Origin of the sequence: Neomegalonema perideroedes DSM 15528 (genome assembly GCF_000374145.1) — a bacterium.
GTDB classification, from domain to species: Bacteria; Pseudomonadota; Alphaproteobacteria; order Rhodobacterales; family Rhodobacteraceae; genus Neomegalonema; species Neomegalonema perideroedes.
The window spans coordinates 880,090-903,801 of sequence record NZ_KB893654.1; the positions used below are offsets into that span (position 1 = coordinate 880,090).

16 protein-coding genes are annotated in these 23,712 nt (G+C 66.7%); 14 read left to right on the plus strand and 2 right to left on the minus strand.

What is annotated here, in order from left to right; all coding sequences use genetic code 11:
* Positions 1 to 172 precede the first annotated feature (172 nt).
* The 3 genes from B161_RS0111310 to B161_RS0111320 all read left to right on the plus strand — a co-directional run bounded on the left by B161_RS0111310 (position 173) and on the right by B161_RS0111320 (position 6,940).
* Positions 173 to 1,036, plus strand: a complete 864-nt coding sequence (locus tag B161_RS0111310; RefSeq protein WP_018633516.1) for a D-amino-acid transaminase — start codon at positions 173 to 175, stop codon at positions 1,034 to 1,036.
* Between the two features lie 56 nt (positions 1,037 to 1,092).
* Positions 1,093 to 2,727, plus strand: a complete 1,635-nt coding sequence (locus B161_RS0111315; RefSeq protein WP_018633517.1) for an amidohydrolase — start codon at positions 1,093 to 1,095, stop codon at positions 2,725 to 2,727.
* Positions 2,728 to 2,833: 106 nt separating this feature from the next.
* Entirely contained in the window at positions 2,834 to 6,940 is a 4,107-nt protein-coding gene (locus tag B161_RS0111320; protein WP_018633518.1) for a CDP-glycerol glycerophosphotransferase family protein, read from the plus strand.
* A 45-nt stretch (positions 6,941 to 6,985) separates the two neighbouring features.
* Here the strand turns inward: B161_RS0111320 and B161_RS0111325 are convergent, their stop codons facing one another.
* The gene (locus B161_RS0111325) at positions 6,986 to 8,770 is read right to left on the minus strand and encodes an SLC13 family permease (RefSeq protein WP_018633519.1); all 1,785 of its coding nucleotides are present in this window, start codon (positions 8,768 to 8,770) and stop codon (positions 6,986 to 6,988) included.
* Positions 8,771 to 9,602: 832 nt separating this feature from the next.
* Here B161_RS0111325 and gndA point away from each other — a divergent pair.
* Positions 9,603 to 11,012 carry an NADP-dependent phosphogluconate dehydrogenase gene (gene gndA / locus B161_RS0111330; protein WP_018633520.1) on the plus strand — a complete coding sequence of 470 codons (1,410 nt, stop codon included), beginning with the start codon at positions 9,603 to 9,605 and terminating at the stop codon, positions 11,010 to 11,012.
* 23 nt (positions 11,013 to 11,035) lie between these two features.
* Here gndA and B161_RS0111335 read toward each other — a convergent pair whose 3' ends face one another.
* On the minus strand, positions 11,036 to 13,006 hold the full coding sequence (locus tag B161_RS0111335; protein ID WP_018633521.1) for a bifunctional 2',3'-cyclic-nucleotide 2'-phosphodiesterase/3'-nucleotidase: 1,971 nt from the start codon (positions 13,004 to 13,006) through the stop codon (positions 11,036 to 11,038).
* Positions 13,007 to 13,296: 290 nt separating this feature from the next.
* On the opposite strand from B161_RS0111335, the gene B161_RS0111340 reads away from it, so the two are divergent.
* The 10 genes from B161_RS0111340 (at position 13,297) to upp (ending at position 23,543) form a co-directional block, all read left to right on the plus strand.
* Entirely contained in the window at positions 13,297 to 14,295 is a 999-nt protein-coding gene (locus B161_RS0111340) for a BMP family lipoprotein (protein ID WP_018633522.1), read from the plus strand.
* Positions 14,296 to 14,371: 76 nt separating this feature from the next.
* Positions 14,372 to 15,937, plus strand: a complete 1,566-nt coding sequence (locus tag B161_RS0111345) for an ABC transporter ATP-binding protein (protein ID WP_018633523.1) — start codon at positions 14,372 to 14,374, stop codon at positions 15,935 to 15,937.
* Between the two features lie 154 nt (positions 15,938 to 16,091).
* Positions 16,092 to 17,195, plus strand: coding sequence for an ABC transporter permease (locus B161_RS0111355; RefSeq protein WP_018633525.1), 1,104 nt, complete (start codon positions 16,092 to 16,094; stop codon positions 17,193 to 17,195).
* Positions 17,196 to 17,210: 15 nt separating this feature from the next.
* Entirely contained in the window at positions 17,211 to 18,179 is a 969-nt protein-coding gene (locus B161_RS0111360) for an ABC transporter permease (RefSeq protein WP_018633526.1), read from the plus strand.
* Between the two features lie 3 nt (positions 18,180 to 18,182).
* On the plus strand, positions 18,183 to 18,575 hold the full coding sequence (locus B161_RS0111365) for a cytidine deaminase (protein ID WP_018633527.1): 393 nt from the start codon (positions 18,183 to 18,185) through the stop codon (positions 18,573 to 18,575).
* The gene (locus B161_RS0111370; RefSeq protein ID WP_026310385.1) at positions 18,568 to 19,371 is read left to right on the plus strand and encodes a purine-nucleoside phosphorylase; all 804 of its coding nucleotides are present in this window, start codon (positions 18,568 to 18,570) and stop codon (positions 19,369 to 19,371) included. Before B161_RS0111365 ends, B161_RS0111370 begins: the two co-directional genes overlap by 8 nt.
* Before the next feature lie 7 nt (positions 19,372 to 19,378).
* A complete protein-coding gene (deoA, locus tag B161_RS0111375; protein ID WP_018633529.1) occupies positions 19,379 to 20,680 on the plus strand; it encodes a thymidine phosphorylase in 1,302 nt (433 codons plus the stop codon).
* Positions 20,681 to 21,871, plus strand: a complete 1,191-nt coding sequence (locus tag B161_RS0111380; protein ID WP_018633530.1) for a phosphopentomutase — start codon at positions 20,681 to 20,683, stop codon at positions 21,869 to 21,871.
* A 10-nt stretch (positions 21,872 to 21,881) separates the two neighbouring features.
* On the plus strand, positions 21,882 to 22,877 hold the full coding sequence (locus B161_RS0111385; RefSeq protein WP_322785904.1) for an adenosine deaminase: 996 nt from the start codon (positions 21,882 to 21,884) through the stop codon (positions 22,875 to 22,877).
* A 36-nt stretch (positions 22,878 to 22,913) separates the two neighbouring features.
* Positions 22,914 to 23,543 (plus strand): uracil phosphoribosyltransferase, encoded by a 630-nt coding sequence (gene upp / locus B161_RS0111390; RefSeq protein WP_018633532.1) that lies wholly within the window; start codon positions 22,914 to 22,916, stop codon positions 23,541 to 23,543.
* The last annotated feature ends 169 nt before the right edge of the window (positions 23,544 to 23,712 follow it).

Sequence of the window (23,712 nt, forward strand, 5' to 3'; positions counted from 1 at the left end):
CGGAGCGAAAGGCGCCGGATCGGCGCTTTGACCAAGGCGCCGGATCGGCGCTGCGCAAGGAATAGGGCGAAAAGGCTGAGGATCTCTTGAAACGAATTGGCCGCCCGCCTGAGGAGCGTTTATGCTCCGGGCTTCCGCGCGGCTCGTCGCGGAGGGAAACCGGAGGGCGCCTATGGAGCGGATCGTCTATCGTCATGACGGCTTCACGCCGGAGAGCGAGGCGCGGATCAGCCTGTTCGACCGCGGCTTTCTCTTCGGCGACGCGGTGTATGAAGTCACGGCGGCGCTGGACGGCCGCCTGATCGACGAGGACCTGCATCTGGAGCGTCTGGAGCGTTCTCTCTCGGAGCTGGAGATCCCCATGCCTCTGCCGCGCGCGGAGATCGCGGGGATTCAGGCCGAACTCGTCGCCCGCAACGGGCTGAAGGAGGGGGTGGTCTATCTCCATGTCTCGCGCGGCGCCGCCGACCGGGATTTCATCTGGTCCGAAGACCTCAAGCCTCTGCTGATCGGCTTCACCCAGACGAAGATCGTCCGCGATTCTCCCTCCCAACGCGAGGGAATCGCGGTGGATCTCGCCCCGGATCCGCGCTGGGCGCGGCGCGACGTCAAAACCGCCATGCTGCTCGGGCAGGCGCTCGCCAAGCGCGCGGCGCGGAGACGCGGCTTTCAGGAGGTCTGGCTCGTCGAGGAGGGGGAGATCACCGAAGGCGCCTCCTCCACGGCCTGGATCGTCACGCGCGAGGGGCGGATCGTGACGCGCGGGAATTCCTGGGCCGTTTTGCCGGGCTGCACCCGGCGGGCGGTTCTGCGGCTCTGCGCCGAGCAGGGGCTGAGCTTCGAGGAGCGCGCCTTCTCGCCGGAGGAGGCGCAGGCGGCCGCCGAAGCCTTCGTCACCTCGGCCACGAGCTTCGTGACTCCCGTGGTGCGGATCGGCGACGAGATTCTCGGCGACGGGCGCCCCGGCCCCACGACCCGACGCCTTCAGGCGCTGTATCTCGAAGCGGTTTCGAAGCCGGAGGCCGCGCCCGCCTGAAGCGAAAGGCGGAGTCTGAACGTCGAAGCCCGAACGTCGAATAAGGAGCATGAAGGATGGGCGAAGCCCTCGTGACGGCGGATCTGATCTTGAAGGGCGGCCGCATCTGGCGCGGGCGCGGTTTGGCGCCGCATGAGGCTCTGGCGGTCTGGGGCGGCAAGGTGCTGGCCTCCGGGACTTCCGGGGAGGTCATGGCCCTCGCCGGGCCGCAGACCGAGATCATCGATCTCGAAGGCCGTTTCGCCTGTCCCGGGCTGAACGACAATCATCTGCATCTGATCGCGACCGGGCTGTTCATGGGCTGGGCGGACGCGACGCCTCAGGCCGCGCCGAGCCTCGCCGCGCTGCTGGAGCTTCTGCGCGCGCGCGCCGCCGAGACGCCCAAAGGCGAATGGGTGCTGGCTCGCGGCTACGACCAGACGCGGTTGGACGTCGGGGTCCATCCCACCCGCGCGGATCTCGACCGCGCCGCGCCGGATCATCCGGTTTTGCTCAAGCGCGCCTGCACCCATATGGCCGTCGCCAATTCGAAGGCTCTGGAGCTGGCGGGCGTGACCGAGGCCACGCCCGCGCCCGAAGGCGGCGTGATCGGCCGCGGCGCCGACGGGCGGCTCGACGGCCTCCTCGCCGAGAACGCGCAGCGGCTCGTCGAGTCGAAAATCCCCGCCCCCACGCAGGAGGCCCTCGTCGAGGCCGTCGAGCGGGGCGGAAAGCTCCTGCTCTCCTATGGGATCACCAGCTGCATGGAGGCGGCTCTTGGGCATGTCGCGGGGCTCGCCGAGCTGCGGGCCTATCAGCAGGCCAAACGCGAGGGCCGTCTGCCTTTGCGGGTCTGGCTGACGCTCTTCGGCGATCCGGGCGGCTCCATCGTGGAGGCGTGCTGGAGCATGGGGCTGGTCACCGGCGTCGGCGACGACATGATGCGGATCGGCGGGGTCAAGCTCTTCCTCGACGGCTCGGCGGGCGGGCGCACGGCCTGGATGACCCGGCCCTATAAGGATCAGCCGGAGAATTTCGGCGTGCAGATGCTGCCCACGCCGCAGGTGGAGGCCATGGTCCGCGACCTCCACGGACGCGGCTACCGCATGGCCTGCCACGCCATCGGCGACGGCGCCGTAGAGCAGATCCTGACCGCCTATGAAAAGGCTCTGGCGGCCTCTCCCGATCCCGAGCGCCGCCACCGCGTCGAGCATTGCGGCTACGCCTCGCCGGAGCATGGGCGCCGGATGAAGGCCGCGGGGATCTATCCCGCCGGGCAGCAGGTCTTTCTGCATGATTTCGGCGACGGCTATGTCTCGGTCCTCGGAGAGGAGCGCGGCGGCGGCTCTTATCCCGCCGGGAGCTGGGCGCGTCTGGGGCTGAAGCCCTCGACGGGTTCGGATTCGCCGGTCTGCTCGCCCAATCCCTTCCCGAATCTGCATGCGATGATCACCCGCCGGACCTGGAGAGGGACGACGCTGCGGGCCGAGGAGCGTCTGAGCCGCGAGGAGGCTCTGCAGGCCTTCACCGAACACGGCGCCTACGCCGAAAAGGCCGAGGCGACGAAAGGCCGCCTCATTCCCGGCCAATGGGCGGACGTGGCGGTCTTCGATCAGGATCTGCTGGAGGCGCCCCCGGAGGTCGTCCTTTCCGGGACGCGCTGCCTGCTGACGCTGCTCGCGGGGCGGGTCGTCCATGACGCGCGCGGCTAGGGCGGCGCTTGGGCGCGCGTCGCGTCTTGCGATGGTCTGCGCCCCTCGTTAGGCTGTCGCGGCTTTAGGCTTTTGATGTCGCGCTTCGCTTGGGAATTTGAAGAAGATGAACAGCTTGACCTCTGGAGACGCCGCCTCCCCTCTTGACGAAGGCGCTTCCGTCGGGCCGGGGATCGTTTTCGTGGACGGCGCCGCCGAGGACCAAAGCCTCCTGCGCCATCAGATCTACGCTCCGATCAAGGCCGCGCTCTCCCCGGAGACGTCTTGGAGGGACGGAGAGAAGGATCTGCCCGCCGAGGGAGCGGAGTTGCGCGTCTCCCTTTTCCCGAAGACTCCCGGCGAAATCCTGCTGGCCTTCGATCTGGCGGATCGCAATTATTTCAGCCAGTTCACCCCTGAGAAATGGCCTTTCGTCCGCAATTTCCGCAAGATCTTCGTGCCGGGCGCATGGGCGGCCCGCCGCCTGACGACGGATCCTGAGCTGATGGTCGATCCTGAGGCGGTGGTCGTCGTGGGCTCGCCGCGCGTGGATCATCTGCGCGCCTTGCAGGCGCAGCTGCCTCCGCGCCCGAGGAACGCGCCTTTCCGCATCCTCTTCGCGCCGCTGAACGAGCAATGGCACGGCGTCGACGGCCCCATGAGCTGCCGCGCGGATATGGAGCCCCATCTGGAGCTTCTGCGCGCGCAAGGAGAGCTGGTCCTCGCCGTGGACGAGCGGGTCGGGCGGGAGAAGCGCCCCGTCACCGAGGAGCTGTTGACGGCCGACGTGGTGATCACCGATTACGCCTCCTTGATTTATGAGGCCTGGGCGCTCGGCAAGCCGGTGATCTTCCCGAGCTGGATCACGCGCGACCGCATTCTGGAGCGCGCGCCCGATTGCGCCGAGGCCCATATCCACCGCGAACGGATCGGCCATCATCCGGAAAGCCTTGAGGAGATGCTGGAGCTTCTGGCTAAGAAGCGGCGTCTGGATCTCGGGGCGGGGGTCGAGGATTTTCTGGAGGATTATCTCGCCAATCCGCGCGAGGCCGGCGCCGGAGAAGCCGCGGCGCGGGAGCTGGAGGGGCTGCTGGACGCGCGCTCCGATCTGGACGAGGAGGATCTCCGCGAGCAGCTCCGCCTCGCGCAGCGGGCCAAGGAATGGCTGGAGGTCGAGCGTCTGGTTCTGGTTCTTCTGCCCTTCGGCGCGGAGGATCCGAAGCTCTGGGATTCTCTGGCGCGCGCCCGCAACGGGCGGAGCGCATGGCGGGAGGAGGCCGAAGCCCTCGCGCGCGCCGCCGCTCTGAAGCCGCAGGACGCGGGGCTGCGCCACAGGCTCGGTTTGGCGGAGCAGAGGGCGGGGCGTCCCGCCTCCGCCTCCGCCGCCTTCGCCGCCGCCATCGAGCTCGCGCCCAAGAAGGCGACTGCGGATTGGTTCTATCGGCTCGGCTATTGTCTGGAGAAGGCGGATCCCGCCGATCCCGATTTCGCGCAGCTTCCGCCGGTCTCCGCCGCTCAGGCCTATGCGAAGGCCTGCGCGAAAGACGAGGTCGCCGCGAAATTCGGCGTGGGCGCGCTCCATGCGAAAAGCGGGCGCTGGCGCGAGGCGCAGGCCGCTTATCGCCTGCATCTGAGCCGCCATCCGCTGGACGCCGAATTGCGCTATCGGCTCGGCATGTCCCATGACCGGCTGTACGAATGGGCCGAAGCGGAGGCGCGTTACGTCGAAGCCCTCGCTTTGGATTCCGAAAAGCCGCAATGGCATTATCGGCTCGGCTTCGCGCTGGAGCGTCAGGAGAAGTTCGCGGAGGCGGCGGAGGCCTATCTTCACGCCGCGCGGGGCTCCAAGACCCATCAGGCGCTGTGGTTCTATCGGGCGGGCTGCGCGCTGGAGAAGCTCGGGCGGCTGGAGGAGGCCTGCGCGGCCTATGTCGCGGTTCTGCCCGAAGCGGCGCCCCCCCCGCCGCCTGCGCCGCATATGGCGCGTCTGCAGGCCGCGCATGTGGAGCTTCTGCGCGATCTGCTTCAGGATCGGCCGAACGACGATAAGCTCTGGTCGCAATATAGCCGCGTTCTCGAGGGGCTGGGCGACCGCGAAGCCGCCGCCACGGCGCTCTCAGAGGCTCTGCTCTGCGCGCCGGAGCCGAACATGGCCTACGCCAAGCGCCGCGCCGCCCTCTCCGCCGTCCGCTCCGAGCGGCAGGTGATCGAATCGCGCCTCGCGCGCGACGCCTCGCGCGCCAAGGAATGGGCGCGTCTGAGCGAATTGATGGAGGCCGGCGGCGAGCCGGAGGCCGCCGTCGAGGCGATGCGGCAGGCGCTGATGCGCGCGTCCGACCATCAGCCGACATGGAGCCATCGTCTGGGCGCGTTGCTGGCGGGGCTGGGGCGGTTCGGGGAGGCTTGCGCGGCCTTCCGGGATCAGCGGATCCTTCAGCGTCCGCATGGCGTCTCCGAGGCCGCCTTCGAGACGACCCCCGCTTTGCACGAGACCGCGGCCTATCGCGAATTCTTCGACGTGCTGCCTTTGGTCCCGCGGACGATCCTCTATGAATCCTTCAGCGGCGAGGGCTGTTCGGACAATCCTCTGGCGATCTTCCGCTTTGTCGAGCGGGATCCGCGCTTCGCGGGCTGGCTGCACGTCTGGACGCTGAACGACCTGTCTAAAGCGCCCAAGGAGCTGCTCAAGCGCAAGGACGTGATCTTCGTCGTCAAGAAGAGCCTGAATTATCAGCGCTGGCTCGCCACGGCCGAATATCTGATCACCAACGCCGCCTTCCCGGCCTATTTCCTGCGCAAGGAGGGACAGAAATATCTCAGCACCTGGCACGGGACGCCGCTCAAGACTCTGGGCTACGACGTCAATGAAACGCCGATTCAGCGGGCCAATACGGCGCGCAATCTGATTCAGGCCTCGCTCTTCATCGCGCCCAACGCCCATACCGAGCATGTGATGCTCGATCGTTACGGCGTGCGGAATCTCTTCTCCGGGCGCTCTTTGCTCAGCGGCTATCCGCGCATCGACTTGCTGGTCAACGCGACCGAGGCGGAGAAGGCCGCCATGCGCCAGCAGCTGGGCCTGACTCCCGGCAAGCCCATGGTCCTCTTCGCCCCGACCTATCGCGGCTATTGGGCGACGCCCGAGCTTGAGGCCGAGGCCCTGATCGCGACCATCGAGCGGATGAAAAGCCCGGATTACGACCTCGTCTTCCGGGGCCATTACTTCGCGGAGCGCTTCATCATGCAGATGGGGCTTCCGGTGAAGATCGCGCCGCACTCCATCGACAGCTGCAGCCTTTTGTCGATCGTGGACGTCCTCGTCTCGGATTACTCCTCGATCTTTTACGATTTCCTCGTCACCGGGCGTCCGGTCATCCATTACGTTCCCGACTGGGACGAATACGCCCAGAATCGCGGGCTTTATTTCGGCAAGGACGAGATCCCCGGCCTCGTCGCCGAGAACGACGAGGAGCTGGAGCAGGCCCTCGCCGCCTGCGTCCGCGATCCGAAGGGGCGGATCTCCGCGCGCTATCGCGCCGACGCCAAGACCTATTGCCCCTTCGAGGACGGCCAAGCCTCGGCGCGGGTCGTCGAAGCCTTCTTCTTCGAGGAGCGCGCGCCGACGCCGCCGAAGCCCCCGGAGGGGCGCAAGACTCTGCTGGTCCATGGCGGCGCGCTCGACGCGGGGCCGGAGCTGGAGGAGCTGCGCGGCCTGCTCGCGGAGGCCAAGGCGCAGGGACATTTCAACACGCTGGTGGTGGATCGCCACGTGGTCGTGAGCGACGAGGCCCGCATCGCGACCGCCCAATCCCTGATCGCGGATGCGGATGTGATCGTCCGCTTCGGCAAAGCCTGCATGACGCTTGAAGAGGAATGGCTGAACGAGAAGCTGAAGACGCGCGAATTCTTCCTCTCGCCTGCGATGCGCGCCGTCTTCGGAGCGGCCTTGCGGCATGAGGCCCGGAGGCTCTTCGGCTGGGCGCATTTCGACGTCTCGCTGGATCTGGACGGCGCGCGGCCCTTCTGGGTCAATCTCTTCGTCGAGGCTCTGGGAGACGAGCCGCTGATCCGCGTCACGGAGGCGACCCTCGCGCGGGCGGAGATGCGCGCGATCGGAATCGAGCGCCGCGCCTATGCGCCTGAAAGGCTCGCGGCGCTTCTGAAGACCGAAGAGGCGCCGCCGAAGGCGAAGACGCCCGCGAAGCGGAAATCCGCCAAACGCGATCAGAGCTGAGCCTCGCCTCCTGCGCGCCGCCTCTCCCGGACGGCGCGCGGGGCCTCAGAGGCCGTAATAGGCCGCGATGGCCCAGCAGGTCGCCAAACCGACGACGAGATTCATCGGAATCCCCACCTTGAGGAAATCGGCGAAGCGGTAGTCTCCGGCGCCGTAGACCAGCGTGTTGGTCTGATAGCCGATGGGCGTGGCGAAGCTGGCGCTGGCGGCGAACATCACCGCCACCAGAAAAGGGCGCGCGTCGAGGCCCAGCTGCGCGGCCAGACCGATCACGATGGGCGACATCACCACCGCCACGGCGTTGTTGGTGATCATCTCGGTCAGCAGCGAGGTGAGCAGATAGACCACGATCAGGGTCGCCGCCGGCGAAAGCCCCGCCAGACCCGGCGCGACGCCGGAGACCACGAGATCCACGGCGCCGCTGCGCTGAAGCCCCGCGCCGATGATGAGCATGGAGAAGATCAGCACCAGAATCGAGCCGTCCACCGCGCCCCAGGCCTCGTCGCTGTCGAGGCAGCGCAGCAGCAGGATGGCCGCCGTCGCGATCATGGCCAGCACGGTGATCTCCATCACGCCGAGGGCCGCCAGAGCCACCACCGACAGCAAAGCCAGAATCGCGATGGGCGCCTTGGCGCGCCGGAAGGCGCGGCCGCTGGTGCGGGTGACGGAGACCACGAAGCCTTGCTGCGACATGGCGTCGAGCCCGGCGGGCGGCCCCTCCAGCAAAAGGCGGTCGGCGGGGCGCAGGAGAACGCTCTCCAGATCCTTGCCCGGCCGATGCTGATGCCGATGCGCCCCCAGAACCCGCACCCCGAAGCGTCCGCCTAAGCCCAGCTCCGAGATCGGCCGCCCGACGCCCGCATGGGCGGGCGCCACCACCGCCTCGGCCACCACCGCCTCGGCGGCGGCGCCGAGCCCGGAGGGGCGCCTCTGGCCGACGCGCAGGGCCTTGTCGGCGGCGAGGGTCAGCAATTCGGAGGCGCTGGCCTCAAGGATCAGCCGGTCTCCCTTGCGCGGGACGAAGCCGTCGAGATTCTCGCGGAAGATCTCCTCGCCCCGCCTCAGGCCGAGAACCCGGACGCCATGCGGCTTCAGCGCCTTGGCCTCCCCGAGCGGCCCGCTCGTCAGAGGGCCTTCCTCCAGAATCGCGGCCTCCGAGAGAAATTCCGGCTGGCCCTGCTCTCCGATTCGGGCGGCGTCGCGGCGGTCGGGCAGCAGACGGCGCCCGAAAAGCCCGAGCAGCGCCGCGCCCGACAGCGCCGTCACGATTCCGACCGGGGTGATCTCGAAGATGGAGAAGGGTTCGAGCCCATGCTCGCGCGCCACCCCGTCCACGAGCAGATTGGTCGAGGTGCCGATCAGCGTGCAGGCGCCCCCGAGGATGGTCAGATAAGAGACCGGGATCAGCAGCCGCGTCGAGGCGATGTCGAATTTCCGCGCGATGCGGATCGCGATGGGGATCAGGATCAGCACGAGAGGCGTGTTGTTGACGAAGCCCGCGATGAGCATCGTTCCGACCATCAGCAGGACCACCGCCTTGACCGCGCTGTCTCCGGCGAGCTCGATGATCGCCCCGGCGACGCGCTCCAGAACTCCGGCGCGCACGAGGGCCCCGGTCAGCACGAACATCGCCGCGATGGTCAGAGGCGCCGGATTGGAGAAGACCGCCATGGCCTCGGCGGGCGTGACCAGCCCGAGGATCACGAAGGCGGCGGCGCCTCCGGCGGCGGTGACTTCGGGCGGATGGCGCTCGAAGAGAAAGGCGGCGAAGGTGAGCAGCATGACGGCGAGCGCCGCATAGGGCGCATGTTCGGCGATCAGGCTCTGCATCGCGGCTTCGTCTCCCTCGGGGCTTCAGGCTCAAGGCGGGCAGGATAGAGCCTCGGAGCGGGGGAGCAAGCGCCCTCGGCGGGCGCGCCGAAGATTCCGGAGAGACGTCGCGGGCGGCGCAAGGGCGAAAGAGGCGGAGCGTGTCCGGCCGCTCCGCCTCCCATCGTCCGACGGCCTTGCGGCGGTCGAACTTGCGTCCCGCCCGAGCTTCGAAGCGGATCGGCCGCCGCTTCGCAAGAGGGTCAGGAATTCCGGCGCGGCCTCGCTGAAGCGATCCGCGGGCGCGATCCTGCGTCTTCCAGAAGCCTCCCGGATCGGCCGTCCGGCTTCAGGGCGCGTTTTCGGGACGCGTCGCCTTGTTCCGGTCGCCCTGATCCCGAGGGGCTGGCGTCGTTCGTTCCGACAAGACAGAAGATGGCGTTCCGACAAGACAGAAGATGGCCGAGCCTTGGTCCTGCGCTCGCCGCAGGCGTCGCCGGATCGGGGCTTTCCTGCGGAGACTGTCCATGATCTTTCGTATGGTCAAGCGCCTTTCCTTCGGAAACGGCCTGAATTTATCGCGATTTTTAGCGAAAACACGCTGAGGAGTCCATCTTCAGGAATATCTTTTAAAGAGAATTTTAATTATATTTTTCTCGCAAAAGGGGAAATTCGCCTCTCCGCCGAATTTCGCGCCGAGGGCCTCGCCTGATTCGGGCCGCCCGCCCCGGAGGCCGGATCGTTCAAACGCTCTCAGTTTTGATTCGGTCGCGGCGGGAAGCCGTTTCGGCTTCGGTGGAAAATGCTCTAAGCTGCCCGCGGGAGAAGGGGGAGGGACGACAGGAGTCGGCATATGTCCTCTGCGAAGATCGGTCTGATCGGATTGGGAACCATGGGTTCGGCGCTGGCGCTGAACATCGCCGAGAAAGGCTTCCCCGTCGCGGTCTGGAACCGCACCACGGCCCGCACACGCGAATTCCGCGCCGAAGCGGGCGACCTCGCCGCGCGGATCCTTCCGACGGAAAGCCTCGCGGAGCTGGTCGCCGCCCTTGAGAAGCCGCGCGCGATCATTCTGATGGTTCCCGCCGGAGCGGCGACGGATCAGCAGATCGAGGCCCTCGCGCCTTTGCTCGATCCTGAGGATCTGGTGATCGACGCGGGCAACGCCGATTTCCATGACACCAATCGTCGGGCGGCGGCGGGTCCGCCGATGCGCTTTCTGGGCATGGGCGTCTCGGGCGGAGAGGAGGGCGCGCGCCACGGGCCTTCGATCATGGGCGGCGGCGACAAGGCCGACTGGGACCGCGTCGCGCCGATTCTGACCGCCATCGCCGCCCGCGCCCCCGACGGCTCGCCCTGCGCGGCCTGGCTCGGCGAGGCGGGGGCGGGGCATTTCGTCAAGGCGGCGCATAACGGCATCGAATACGCCGACATGCAGATGATCGCCGAAATCTACGGCGTGCTGCGCGACGGCTTCGAGATGGGCGCCGACGAGATCGCCGGGGTTTTCCGTCAATGGGACGAGGGTCCGCTGAAATCCTATCTCGTCGAGATCACAGGGGAGGTCGCCGCCGCGAAGGATCCGCGCACCGGCGCCCCCATGCTGGACGTGATCCTCGACAGCGCGGGCCAGAAAGGAACCGGCCGCTGGACGGTGGTGGAGGGCGCGCGTCTGGGGGCGCCGATTCCGGTCATAGAGGCGGCGGTGACGGCGCGCGACGTCTCGGCGCGGCTGGAGGAGCGCGCGGCGGGCGAAGCTCGCTTCGGGCCAGCGCCGCAGCCGCTCTCCGGCGAGGTCTCGGTGCTGGAGCAGGCTTTGATCGCGGGCAAGATCCTCTGCTACGCGCAGGGCTTCGCCATGATCTCGACGGCTTCGGCGGAATTCGGCTGGAGCCTGCCCTCGGCGGAGATCGCGCGGATCTGGCGGGCGGGCTGCATCATCCGCTCGGCCATGCTCGACGACATGGCCGAGGCCCTCGAAGGCGCCCCGGAGCGCAATTTGATCCTCGATCCGGCTTTCGCGGCGCGGCTCGAAGCCGATCTTCCCGCTTTGCGCCGGGTGGTCGCCAGCGCGGCGCTGCATGGTCTGGCGGCTCCGGCGCTGAGCGCCGGGCTCTTCTGGTTCGATCAGATGCGCACCAAACGCGGGACGGCCAACCTCATTCAGGCCCAGCGCGATTATTTCGGCGCCCATGGCTTTCAGCGCCTCGACGGCGGGCCGGAGAAACACGGGCCTTGGGCGAAGCCGGCGAATGAAATCTGACGCCCGCCGGCCTCGCCGCAGCTTCACAGCTTGAGGCGATAGCGCGCGAAGCCGTTTTCGCCTTCGCCCGCCTCCTCGATCTCCAGACCCCGGGCGCGGACCTCCTCCAGATGGGCGGCGGCGCCCGGCCCGGTCTCGAAAAGCGCGGTCGCGCCGGGCTGCGCCTTGAAGCGCCAATTGGCGTCTGCGGCGGGCTTCACCTCGCCCTGTTCGTGGATGTAGCGCACCAGCACGTCGCGATTGGCGTCGGGGGCCTCGATCACGATGGTCGAGCCGTCGGCGCCGGGGAATTTCCCGCCGCCCGAAGCGCGATAATTATTCGTCGCCACGAGGAATAACTGATCCTCGTCGATGGGCTCGCCCTGATAGGTCAGATTCACGATGCGCCGCGCCTCGGGATCAGCCAAGGCGCCGTCGGCGGCGTAGCGCGAAGGCTGGCTCAGGTCGATCTCATAGGCCACGCCGTCGATGGCGTCGAAATTGAAGCTCGGGAAATCGGGATTGAGGAGCGGCGCGTCCTCGGCCTCCTCGGCGACTTGGTTGAACATCCCCGCCGAGCGCTCCAGCCATTCCCGGACCTCGCGTCCGGGGATCTTCACCACCTGAAGGGTGTTCGGATAGAGATAGAGATCCGCCACGTTCTTCAGCGCGACGGGACCGGCGGGAACGTCGGTGTAATATTCGGGACCGCCGCGTCCGCCCGCCTTAAAGGGCGCCGCCGCCGAGATCAGCGGAAGATCCGCGTTCTCGGTCCCTTGGATGAGATCCTTCACATACCACATCTGGGCCAGATTGACGATCTGCACCGAAGGGTCGTCGGCGACGAGGGCGAAATAGCTATGCAGCGGCGAGGCCGTGCGCCCGACCTCGGCGCGGACATATTCTAACGCGTCCTCGTGGTCCTCCTGCGTGGCGTCGATCACCGGAGCGTAATCCTCCGCCAGCGGCTTGATCGAGCGATCCGCCTGACGCTCGAAGATGGGCCGCGCCTCTGAGCTTCCGTCTATGGCGCGCCAGCCTTCGCCGTCCTTTTCTAAAAGCAGGTCGATGAGCCCCATATGCGAGCCCCAGAATCCGGCCATCACGGCGGGTTTGCCGCGGATCTTGCCGGTCTCCTGATCCAGCCCCTCGCCTTCGTAATCCTTCGAGGGCCAGACGCGATGCGCATGGCCCATCACGATGGCGTCGATCCCCTCGACTCCCGCCAGATGATAGGAGGCGTTCTCCATCCCCGGCTCATGGGGCTCGAGGCTGATCCCCGAATGGCTGAGCGCCACCACGATCTGCGCGCCCATCTCGCGGAGCTTGGGCACCCAGACGCGGGCCGCCTCCACGATGTCGCGGGCGGCGTAATTGGCGAGATGCTTGGCGTCCCATTGCAGAATCTGCGGCGGGACGAAGCCGATGACGCCGATGCGGATCACATGGCGCTCGCCCGCGCCGTCGATGAGCCAGCGGTCGAAGATGCCGTAGGGCTGCCAGGGCAGGCGGTCTTTCAGCGGATTGGTCGCCAAAGGGGCCTCGGCGAAATTGGCGCAGAAAACAGGGTGCTGCAGCCCGGAGTTCACTTCCTGAAGATAATCGAGGCCGTAATTGAACTCATGATTGCCGAGCCCGCCCGCGTCATAGCCGAGGGCGTTCATGGCGGCGGCGATGGGATGCGGCCCCTGCCGCACCGAAGCCGAGCCATAGGCCATGAAGTCGCCGAGCGGATTGCCCTGAAGATAATCGCCGTTGTCGAGAAGAATGCTGTTGCGGGCTTCGTCGCGGGCGGCCTCGATCAGCGAGGCGGTGCGGGCGAGGCCCATCGTGTCGTTGGGCTTGTCGGCGTAATAGTCGTAGGCGTGGATGTGGTAATGGATGTCGGTGGTGGAGAGGATGCGCAGATGCGCCTGTCCTGCGGCGGCCCGCGCCGAAAAAGGATGCAGCGCGGCCAGACCGCTCAGGGCGGCGCCCTGAACGAGAAGGCTGCGGCGGGTGATGGTCTTCGACATGTCTGCCTCCTCGGAGATGGCGGCCCTGAGATCCGGATCCTGACGATTGCGGAGCAGGTTCGGTCCTTCCTGGCCGGAGAGCAAGTCTTTAGAGGAGGGATCGGGACGATTTGACGAAGCCTCGCCTCCCGGTTCTCCTGTGGCCGAGGCTTCCGCGAGGACGCCTTTTCAAAGCGCCCGATCCCTGTGGACTGACCATGTGAAATCAGCATATCCTCATGCGCACAACGTCAGGCCGGGCCCGTCTTCAAGGCGTCGGAAACGCGGCCGCTCAGTCGGGAGACCCCCTTATGATCCGTTCCACGCTCTTCGCCGCCGCGGTCTCCGCCCTCGCCGCAGGGGGCGCCTTCGCCGCCGAATTCAAGCCGGCCATCGTTTACGATCTGGGGGGGCGCAATGATAAGAGCTTCAATGAATCCGCCTATACCGGCGCGGCCAAATTCAAAGAAGACACGGGCGTCGAGTTCCGCGATTTCGAGATTCAAAACGACAGCCAGCGCGAGCAGGCTCTGAGCCGCTTCGCGCGTCAGGGCTTTTCGCCGATCATCTCGGTGGGCTTCAGCCATGAGGGCGCGGTCTCCAAGGTGGCGCCGCAATTCCCCGACACGCAATTCGTGATCGTGGATTCCGTGGTGGATCTGCCCAACGTCAGCTCGATCGTGTTCAAGGAGCATGAAGGCTCCTATCTGGCGGGCGTGGCGGCGGTTCTGGCCTCCGAGACCAAGAAGGTCGGCTTCGTCGGCGGCATGGACATCGCCTTGATCCGCAAATTCGCCTGCGGCTACGTGCAGGGCGCCAAGGCGACCGATCCCAAAGCCGAGATCTTCCAGAACATGACCGGCACCACCGGCGCCGCTTGGGCCGATCCGGTGCGCGGCGGCGAATTGGCCAAGTCGCAGATGGCGCGCGGCGCCGACGTGGTTTATCACGCGGCGGGCGGCACCGGCGAAGGCGTGCTTCAGGCCGTGGCCGACGCGGGCAAGCTGGGCATCGGCGTCGATAAGAACCAGAACGACCTGCACCCGGGCCATGTGCTGACCTCGATGGTCAAGCGCGTCGACACCGCCGTCTACGACACCTTCAAACAGGCTCAGGCGGGCGAGTGGCGGCCGGGCCTGAAGGTCTTCGGCCTTGCGGAGGACGGCGTGGCCCTCGCCATGGATGAAAATAATCAGGCCCTCATCACCGAAGAGATCGCCGCCGCCATCGCGGCCGCCCGCGAGGGCGTCATCAGCGGCGAGATTCAAGTGCATGATTATATGTCGGACAGCGCCTGCCCGGTCCAGTAAGCCCGCAACGGGCCGCGAGGTTTCGCCTCGCGGCCCATTTGAATCAAAGGCTTGAGAGGCGCAGGGGGGATTTCGGATGAATCTGGAGAATGGGGCGCGTCCGGCGGCCATCGAATTGATCGGCGTCAGCAAGAGCTTCGGCCCGGTCAAGGCGAATTCCGACATTCATCTGCGCGTCGACAAGGGGACGATCCACGGAATCGTCGGTGAGAACGGCGCCGGGAAATCGACCCTCATGTCGATCCTCTACGGCTTTTATCAGGCCGATTCCGGCGAGATCCGCATCAATGGCCGGCCGGTCGAAATCCGCGACAGCCAAGAGGCCATTCGGCTCGGGATCGGCATGGTGCATCAGCATTTCATGCTGGTCGAGAACTTCACCGTCTTGGAGAACGTGCTGCTCGGGGCCGAGGGCGGCGCCTTGCTCGGCAAGGGCAAAGCCGAGGCGCGCGCCAAACTGGCGGCCCTCGCCCGCGAACATGGGCTTGAGGTGGATCCCGACGCCCTGATCTCGGATCTGCCCGTGGGCGCGCAGCAGCGCGTCGAGATCCTCAAGGCTCTGACCCGCGGCGCCGAGATCCTCATCCTCGACGAGCCGACCGGCGTGCTGACTCCCGACGAGGCGGATCAGCTCTTCGAGGTGCTCAAACAATTGCGCGCCGAGGGCAAGACCGTCCTCATCATCACCCATAAGCTCCGCGAGATCATGGCCATCACCGATTCCGTTTCGGTGATGCGTCAGGGCAAGATGGTCGGGACTTTGCGCACCGCCGAAACCAGCCCGGATCAGCTCGCGGAGATGATGGTGGGGCGGCGGGTGCTGCTGAAGGTCGAGAAAGGCCCGGCCAATCCCGGCCTTCCGGCGCTGACGGTCGAGAATCTGACGCTCCGCGACGGCGCGGGCGTCGAGCGGCTGAAGAACGTCTCCCTGACGCTCCGGCGCGGCGAGATCGTCGGGATCGCGGGCGTGGCGGGCAATGGGCAATCAGAGCTTCTGGAGGCCATCGCGGGCTTGCGCAAACCCAGCTCCGGACGGATTCTGCTCGACGGCGCGCCGATCCCGCATGATCCGCGCGCCTTGCGGGAGCTGCGCCTCGCCCATATCCCTGAGGACCGCCATAAGATGGGCCTCGTGCTGAAATTCGAGACCCGCGAGAATTCGATCCTCGGCTATCACCTCGACCATCGTTACGGCGGCGCGCTGCTGAATAATTCGGCCATCGAGGCGGAATGTCAGAGCCAGATGGAGGCCTATGACGTGCGGCCTCCGAACAGCCGTCTGAAGACGGCGAATTTCTCGGGCGGCAATCAGCAGAAGATCGTTCTGGCGCGCGAATTCGAGCGCGGGCCTCATGTGCTGCTCATCGGCCAGCCGACGCGCGGCGTGGACATCGGCGCCATCGAGTTCATCCATCGCCGCATCATCGAGATGCGCGACGCGGGCAAGGCGATTTTGCTGGTCTCGGTGGAGCTGGACGAGATCCGGGCGCTGTCGGATCGGGTGCTGGTGATGTTCGACGGCCGGATCGTCGGCGAGCGCCCGCCGGAGACCGACGAACGCGAACTCGGCCTGCTGATGGCGGGCGTGACCGGGGCTGGCGCCGGGCCCGGCGCTGGAACGAGCGAAAGAGGCGCGGCGTGAGTCCCGCCCGTCTTGCGGGGAGCGCGGCGAACCCGACGCCTTCCCGCTTGTTTTCAGGGGATTATCCTGAGAAGCTCAAGCGGAGTCCGCGCTTTTCCTTGGGGGCGCGCGCGGCCGCCTCCGCCTCAGGCGCCCGCATGATGGAGCCCAGACCATGAGCCAACCGGCGGCCAAACTGCCTTTCTGGGTCGATTTCGGCCTGATCCCTTTGTTGAATCTCGTGGCGGCCTTCGCGGTGGCGGGTCTGGTGGTCGCGGTGATCGGCGAGAACCCGCTCGACGTGGCGCGGATCATCATTTACGGCGCTTTCGGCTATGGCGAAGGCGTCGGATTCACGCTGTTTTACGCCACGAACTTCATCTTCACCGGATTGGCGGTGGCGGTGGCCTTCCATGCGGGGCTGTTCAACATCGGCGGCGAGGGCCAAGCCTATATCGGCGGCTTGGGCGTGGCCTTGGTCGCGCTGGGGCTGGATCCTTATTTGCCTTGGTGGCTTCTGGCGCCCCTCGCGGTGATCGGGGCGGCGCTGTTCGGAGCGCTCTGGGCTTATATTCCGGCGGTGCTTCAGGCCAAACGCGGCAGCCATATCGTCATCACGACGATCATGTTCAACTTCATCGCCGCCTCGCTCATGGCCTATCTCCTTGTGGACGTGCTGAATCCCGGCGCGGGGAGCATGTCGCCGGGCACGCGCTTCTTCAACGCCGAGGCCGTTCCGCCCAGATTATCCGAGATCCTCGCGCCTTTCGGCGTGGATCTGGGCGGATCTCCGGCGAATCTATCGCTGATCGTGGCGCTGCTGGCGGCTTTGGGCCTCTGGCTGCTGCTCTGGCGGACGCGGCTCGGCTATGAGATCCGCGCGCTTGGGCATAACGCTTCGGCGGCGGCCTATGCGGGCGTGCCCATCGCGCGGGTGATCGTCATCGCCATGCTGATTTCGGGCGCTCTGGCGGGCATGATGGCGCTGAATCCGGTGCTGGGGGATCAGGGACGCCTCTTGCTGGAGTTCCCCGGAGGCGCCGGCTTCGTGGGAATCGCGGTGGCGCTGATGGGGCGTTCGCATCCTCTGGGCGTGATCCTCGCGGCTTTGCTCTTCGGGATGCTCTATCAGGGCGGCAGCGAGCTGGCCTTTGAAAAACCGAGCATCAGCCGCGACATGCTGATTTTGATTCAGGGCCTTGTGATCCTCTTCTCCGGCGCTTTGGAGAATCTGTTTCGTCCGGCCGTGGCGCGGATCTTCGCGCCGCGCGCGGCCTAAAGGGAGGAAAGACCTATGGATTGGCTGACCTTCCTCAATGTGCTGGATTCCGCCGTGCGGCTCTCGACGCCGCTTTTGCTGGCCTGTCTGGCGGGGCTCTTCACCGAGCGCGCGGGCGTGGTCGACATCGGGCTGGAGGGCAAGATGATCGCGGGCGCCTTCGCGGCGGGCGCGGTGGCGGTCTTCACCGGCTCGGCCTGGATCGCGCTGCTGGCGGCCATAGGCGCTTCGGTCTTCTTCGGATTGGTCCACGCCTTCGCCTGCGTGACGCAGCGGGGCAATCAGATCGTGGCGGGCGTGGCGATCAACTTCATCGCTTTAGGCTTGGCGGCGGTTCTGGGACAAAGCTGGTTCGGACAGGGCGGCAAGACGCCCGCGCCTCCGAATTCCGGACGCTTCACCGCCATTGAGCTTCCTTACGCCGCCGAGGCCGCTCAGATGGGGCCGATCGGGCGTTTCTACGCGGATGTGGTCTCCGGCCATAATCTCCTCGTCTATTTCGCCTTTCTGGCGCCTTTCCTGTCTTGGTGGCTGCTGAGCCGCACGCGTTTCGGCCTGCGTCTGCGGGCGGTGGGCGAGAATCCGGCGGCGGTGGACACCGCAGGCGTCTCGGTGACGCGGCTGCGCTATTCCGGACAAATCATCTGCGGCGCGCTCTGCGGCGTGGCGGGGGCCTATCTCGCCATCGGCCTGAACGCGGGCTATCTCAACAACATGACCGCCGGACGCGGCTATATCGCCTTGGCGGCGCTGATCTTCGCGAAATGGCGTCCGGTCCCGGCGCTGTTCGTTTGTCTGCTCTTCGGCTTCCTCGACGCTTCGGCCAACCGGCTTCAGGGCGTCTCGCTGCCGAGCGTCGGCGTGGTGCCGGTGCAGTTCATCCAAGCCCTGCCTTATATTCTGACGGTGATCCTCTTGGCGGGCTTCATCGGCAAGGCCATCCCGCCCAAGGCGGGCGGCGTGCCTTACGTCAAGGAGCGCTGAGCCATGCAGAATCTTGTGAAGGCGGCGCTTGAAGTCCGCGAGAAGGCTTATGCGCCCTATTCGCGCTTTCTGGTGGGGGTGGCGATCCGCGGCGCCTCGGGGCGGATCTACGTCGGGGCCAATGTCGAGAACTCCAGCTTCCCCGAAGGCTGGTGCGCCGAGACCTCGGCCATCGGCGCGATGATCGCGGCGGGCGAGCGCCAGATCGCGGAGGTCTGCGTGGCCGGGGATTCCCCCGCGCCTCTGACGCCCTGCGGCGGTTGCCGCCAGCGTCTGGCGGAGTTCGGCGCCGCCGCGACTCCGGTGCATTCGGTCGGGCCTCAGGGGCTGCGCCGCAGCTTCACTTTGGGCGAGCTTCTGCCCGCCGCTTTTTCTCTGGAGTCCTCCGATGACTGAAGCCGCAGAATTCATCCGCCGCGCAATGGGCGGCGCTTGGGGAGCGGATCCCGTGGCGGTGGTCCTCGGCTCGGGTCTGGGGGCTCTGGCCGAGGAAGTGGAGGGCGCGCGGCGCTTTCCTTTCAAGGATCTGCCGGGATTTCCTCGCTCGGGGGTTTCATCTCATAAGGGCGAGCTGATCCTCGGCCGCCTCTCCGGGCGCGACGTGGCCTTGCTGGCCGGGCGGGCGCATTATTACGAGCATGGCGACCCCAAGATCATGCGCGTCCCGCTGGAGACCTTCAAGGCGCTCGGCGTCTCAAGGCTGCTGCTGACCAATGCGGCGGGCTCTCTGCGCGAGGACGCGCCTCCGGGTTCGCTGATGGTCCTGAACGACCATATTTCATGGTCGGGGCTCAATCCGCTGATCGGCGTGCAGGGCGATTCCCGTTTCGTCAATATGGTGGACGCCTATGATCCCGAGCTGCGGGCGGCTTTGCTGGCGGCGCTGAAGGCCGAGGGGCAGCCTCAGCTTCAAGGCGTCTATATGTGGTTCTCCGGCCCCTCCTTCGAGACTCCCGCCGAGATCCGCATGGCGCGGCTGCTCGGCGCCGACGCCGTGGGCATGTCCACCGTGCCGGAGGCGATCCTCGCGCGGCATATCGGCTTGCGGGTGGGGGCGGTTTCGGCGATCTCCAATTTCGGCGCGGGCATGACCGGCCTTCCCCTCAGCCATGAGGAGACGAAGGAGGAGGGCGCCAAACTCGCCGGACGCTTCATCGCCGTGGTGAAGCGCTTCCTTCAAGATTTGGCGTGAGGCCCTTATGCTTCCTCAGGAAATCATCCGCCGCAAACGCGACGGGAAAACCCTCTCCGCTGACGAGATCAAGGACTTCATCGGCGGCCTGACCCGCAATGAAGTCTCCGAAGGTCAGGCGGCGGCCTTCGCCATGGCGGTCTTCTTCCAGAAGATGGAGGTCGCCGAGCGCGTCGCCCTCACCGAGGCCATGCGCGATTCCGGCGAAGTCCTCGATTGGTCCGACCTCCCCGGCCCGACGGTCGACAAACATTCCACAGGCGGCGTCGGCGACAATGTTTCGCTCATGCTCGCGCCGATCTTGGCGGCCTGCGGGGCCTATGTGCCGATGATCTCGGGGCGCGGCCTCGGGCATACGGGCGGCACGCTGGATAAGCTCGACGCCGTGCCGGGCTACGTCACGCAGCCCGATCTTCCGCTTCTGCGCAAGGTGGTCCGCGAGGTCGGATGCGCCGTCATCGGCCAGACGGGCGAACTGGCGCCTGCGGATAAGCGTCTCTACGCCATCCGCGACGTGACCGGAACCGTGGAATCGGTGGATCTCATCACCGCCTCGATTCTCTCGAAGAAGCTCTCGGCGGGGCTGGACGCGCTGGTTTTGGACGTCAAAACCGGCTCCGGCGCCTTCATGGCCGAGCGCGCCCAAGCCGAGGAGCTGGCGAAAAGCCTGCTCTTGGTCGGGCGCGGCGCGGGCATGCAGACCGGCGCGCTCATCACCGACATGAACGAGTCCCTCGCCAGCGCGGCGGGCAACGCCCTTGAGACCCTCAACGCCGTGGAGTTCCTCACCGGAGCGCGGCGCGATCCGCGCCTGCTGGAGGTCACGCTCGCGCTTTGCGCCGAGGCTCTGCGGCTGGCGAAGCTGGCGCCCGACTTCACGGCCGGTCTTCGGATGTCGGAAAAGGCTCTGGCCTCCGGCGCGGCGGCCGAGCGCTTCGCGCGGATGATCGCGGCTCTGGGCGGCCCGAAGGATTTCCTTGAAAATCCGCGGAAGCATCTTGCGCAAGCCCCGATCAAGCGCGAAATCTTCGCTGAGAAGCAAGGCTTCGTGCGGAGCGTCCAAGCCCGCGAGATCGGCCTCGCCGTGATCGAGCTCGGCGGCGGCCGACGTCGGCCCGAGGACGCTATAGATTTCGCGGTGGGCTTCACCGATCTCGCCGGAATCGGCGAGAAGGCCGAAAGGCTCGGGGTCGTCCACGCCCGCAGCGAGGCTCAAGCCGAAGCCGCCGAAAGCGCCTTGCGCGCCGCCTATCGGATCGCCCCCGAGGCCGAGCCGAAAGCCTTGGCGGTTTTAGAGAGGATCGCCTGAATGGCCCGCGCCTTTTTGCTGGTGATGGACTCCGTCGGGATCGGCGGCGCGCCCGACGCGGCGGCCTTCGGCGACGACGGCGCCGACACGCTCGGCCATATCGCCGAAGCCCGGGCGGAGGCGGGGCGGCCTCTGAGTCTGCCCCATCTCGACGCTCTGGGCCTTGGCCGGGCCTGCGAATTGGCGACGGGGCGGATTCCGCCGGGCTTGGGCGCCGAGCCGCAGGGAATCTGGGGCTGCGCCCGCGAGGTCAGCAAGGGCAAGGACACGCCTTCGGGCCATTGGGAGATCGCGGGTCTGCCGGTGCCTTTCCAATGGGGCTATTTCCCCGAACGCGTCCCGGCCTTTCCGCCCGAGGTGCTGAAGGCTCTGCATAAGGCCGCCGGGGCTGAGGGCTCTCTGGCCAATCGCCACGCCTCCGGCACCGAAGTCATCGAGGATTTCGGCGAGGAGCATATCCGCACCGGCTGGCCGATCTTCTACACCTCGGTGGATTCCGTGTTGCAGATCGCCGCCCATGAAGAGCATTTCGGGCTTGAGCGCCTGCTCAAGCTCTGCGAGGCGGGGCGCAAGATCCTCGATCCTCTGATGATCGGGCGGGTGATCGCGCGGCCCTTCCTCGGCGAGCGGCGCGGCGAGTTCAAACGCACGCCCAATCGGCGCGATTACGCCATTCCGCCCCCGGAGCCCACCCTCATGGACCGCGTTCAGGCGGCGGGCGGGCGCACATGGACCATCGGCAAGATCGCCGACATCTTCGCCCATCATGGCGTCTCCGAGATCCTCAAGGGCAAGGACGACATGGCGCTTTTCGACCGCCTCCTCGAGGCGGCGGATCAGGCGCAGCCGGGAGATTTGGTCTTCGCGAATTTCGTGCAGTTCGATTCGGATTTCGGCCATCGCCGCGACCCCATGGGCTACGCCGCGCAGCTTGAGCTCTTCGATTCGCGCCTGCCGGAGTTTCTGGCGAAGCTGCGGCCGGGAGATCTGGCCCTCGTCACCGCCGATCACGGCAATGATCCGACCTGGCACGGCACCGACCACACCCGCGAGCAGGTTCCGATCCTCATGACCGGGCCGGGGCGCATGGCGCGGAGCGTCGGGGCGCGGGCGGGCTTCGCCGATCTGGGCGAGACTCTGGCGGCCCATCTGGGGCTGGCGCCGGGCCGCCATGGAGTTTCTTTCCTGTAAGGATATTCAAGTGTTGAACGTGGATTCGATTCCAAAGGCTGAAATTCATCTTCATCTGGAGGGCGCCGCGCCGCCGGATCTCGTGGCCGCTCTGGCCGCGAAGAAGGGCGTCGATCTGAAAGGTCTGGTCCAGAACGGGCGCTATGTCTGGCGCGGCTTCTCGGAGTTCCTCGCGGCCTATGACGCGGCGGCGGCGGTCTTCACCACGCCCGAGGATTACGAGGCTCTGACGCGCTCGATCCTCGAGGGTCTGGCGGCGCAGAACACGCTGTACGCCGAATTCTTCGTCTCGCCCGACCACGCCGAGGCCACGGGCGTCTCATGGGCGGAGTATCTCGGCGCCGTGGTCCGGGCCATCGAGGCGACCGAGAAGACTCATGGAATCACGGCGCGTCTCATTCCGCTCTGCGTGCGCGGCTATGGGCCGGAGAACGCCAAGCGCGTGGCCGAGCTCGTGGCCAAGACCGCGCATCCTTACGTGACCGGCTTCGGCATGGCCGGAGACGAGCGCATGCACCATCCGCGCGATTTCGCCCCCGCCTTCGACCTCGCCCGCGAGGCGGGCCTCAAGCTCACCGCCCATGCGGGCGAGTTCGGCGGGCCGGAGAGCGTGGCGGTCGCCGTGGAGCATCTCAAGCTCGCGCGCGTGGGCCATGGCGTGCGCGCCTCTGAGGATCCCGCGCTGGTGCGGCGCCTCGCCGAAGAGGGAATCACGCTGGAGGTCTGCCCGATCTCCAACGTGGTGCTGGAGGTTTATCCGAATCTCGCAGCCCATCCCTTTAAGAAGCTGCGCGACGCGGGCGTGAAGGTCACCATCTCGACCGACGATCCGCCCTTCTTCGGCACGACCCTCACGCGCGATTACCGCGAGGCCGCCGAAACCTTCGGCCTCAGCGCCGAGGATCTGCGCGGAATCACGCGCACGGCTCTGGAGGCCGCTTTCTGCGACGAGCCGACCCGCGCGCGGCTGATCAAGCGTCTGGACGAGGCTCCGCTGGCGTCGTAAACCGCAGGCCTGACCGAAAGCAGGAGAGAGCGGGCCATGAGAGACGTGCGGATCATCGACCACCCGCTGATTCAGCATAAGCTGACCATCATGCGCGACCGCGCCACCTCCACGGCGAGCTTCCGGCGCCTGCTGCAAGAGATCTCGCATCTGCTCTGTTACGAGCTGACGCGGGATCTCGAACTGGAGATGGTTCCGATCATCACCCCGGTCTCGATGATGATGGCGCCGCGTCTGGCGGGGAAGAAGCTGGTCTTCGCCTCGGTGCTGCGGGCGGGCGACGGCCTTTTGCAAGGCATGCTGGATCTGGTGCCCTCGGCCCGCGTGGCGCATATCGGGCTCTACCGCGATCCGGAGACCCTTCAGCCGGTGTCCTATTACTTCAAATCGCCGGAGGATCTCGACGACCGACTCGTCGTGATCGTCGATCCCATGCTGGCGACGGGCCATTCCGCCGCCGCCGCCGTGACGACCATGAAGGCCCATGGCGCGCAGCGTCTGCGCTTTCTCTCGCTGCTGGCCGCCCCCGAGGGGCTGAGGAATTTCCACGACGTCCATCCCGACGTTCCCGTCTATGTCGCGGCGGTGGACGAGAAGCTGAACGAACATGGCTATATCGTGCCGGGTCTCGGAGATGCGGGCGATCGCCTGTTTGGTACGAAATAGGGAATATTGCGGTTTTGTAAGAGGTTAATTCCCCTTCTGGGGGCCGCTCCTCTCCTGCGCCCGTAAATCCGACGATTTTCCTCGGTTTTTCTGGGGCTTCCCCCCGCCGCCTCCTGCGGCGAAAAGGCTTTGAACAGCCCATTTTGCACCGCATATGATTGACGCCAGA

Excerpts from the sequence above, each read along its gene's own strand:
- B161_RS0111310 (WP_018633516.1), top strand. The coding sequence starts at position 173 with ATGGAGCGGATCGTCTATCGTCATGACGGCTTCACGCCGGAGAGCGAG.
- B161_RS0111315 (WP_018633517.1), top strand. The coding sequence starts at position 1,093 with ATGGGCGAAGCCCTCGTGACGGCGGATCTGATCTTGAAGGGCGGCCGC.
- B161_RS0111320 (WP_018633518.1), top strand. The coding sequence starts at position 2,834 with ATGAACAGCTTGACCTCTGGAGACGCCGCCTCCCCTCTTGACGAAGGC.
- B161_RS0111325 (WP_018633519.1), bottom strand. The coding sequence starts at position 8,770 with ATGCAGAGCCTGATCGCCGAACATGCGCCCTATGCGGCGCTCGCCGTC.
- gndA (WP_018633520.1), top strand. The coding sequence starts at position 9,603 with ATGTCCTCTGCGAAGATCGGTCTGATCGGATTGGGAACCATGGGTTCG.
- B161_RS0111335 (WP_018633521.1), bottom strand. The coding sequence starts at position 13,006 with ATGTCGAAGACCATCACCCGCCGCAGCCTTCTCGTTCAGGGCGCCGCC.
- B161_RS0111340 (WP_018633522.1), top strand. The coding sequence starts at position 13,297 with ATGATCCGTTCCACGCTCTTCGCCGCCGCGGTCTCCGCCCTCGCCGCA.
- B161_RS0111345 (WP_018633523.1), top strand. The coding sequence starts at position 14,372 with ATGAATCTGGAGAATGGGGCGCGTCCGGCGGCCATCGAATTGATCGGC.
- B161_RS0111355 (WP_018633525.1), top strand. The coding sequence starts at position 16,092 with ATGAGCCAACCGGCGGCCAAACTGCCTTTCTGGGTCGATTTCGGCCTG.
- B161_RS0111360 (WP_018633526.1), top strand. The coding sequence starts at position 17,211 with ATGGATTGGCTGACCTTCCTCAATGTGCTGGATTCCGCCGTGCGGCTC.
- B161_RS0111365 (WP_018633527.1), top strand. The coding sequence starts at position 18,183 with ATGCAGAATCTTGTGAAGGCGGCGCTTGAAGTCCGCGAGAAGGCTTAT.
- B161_RS0111370 (WP_026310385.1), top strand. The coding sequence starts at position 18,568 with ATGACTGAAGCCGCAGAATTCATCCGCCGCGCAATGGGCGGCGCTTGG.
- deoA (WP_018633529.1), top strand. The coding sequence starts at position 19,379 with ATGCTTCCTCAGGAAATCATCCGCCGCAAACGCGACGGGAAAACCCTC.
- B161_RS0111380 (WP_018633530.1), top strand. The coding sequence starts at position 20,681 with ATGGCCCGCGCCTTTTTGCTGGTGATGGACTCCGTCGGGATCGGCGGC.
- upp (WP_018633532.1), top strand. The coding sequence starts at position 22,914 with ATGAGAGACGTGCGGATCATCGACCACCCGCTGATTCAGCATAAGCTG.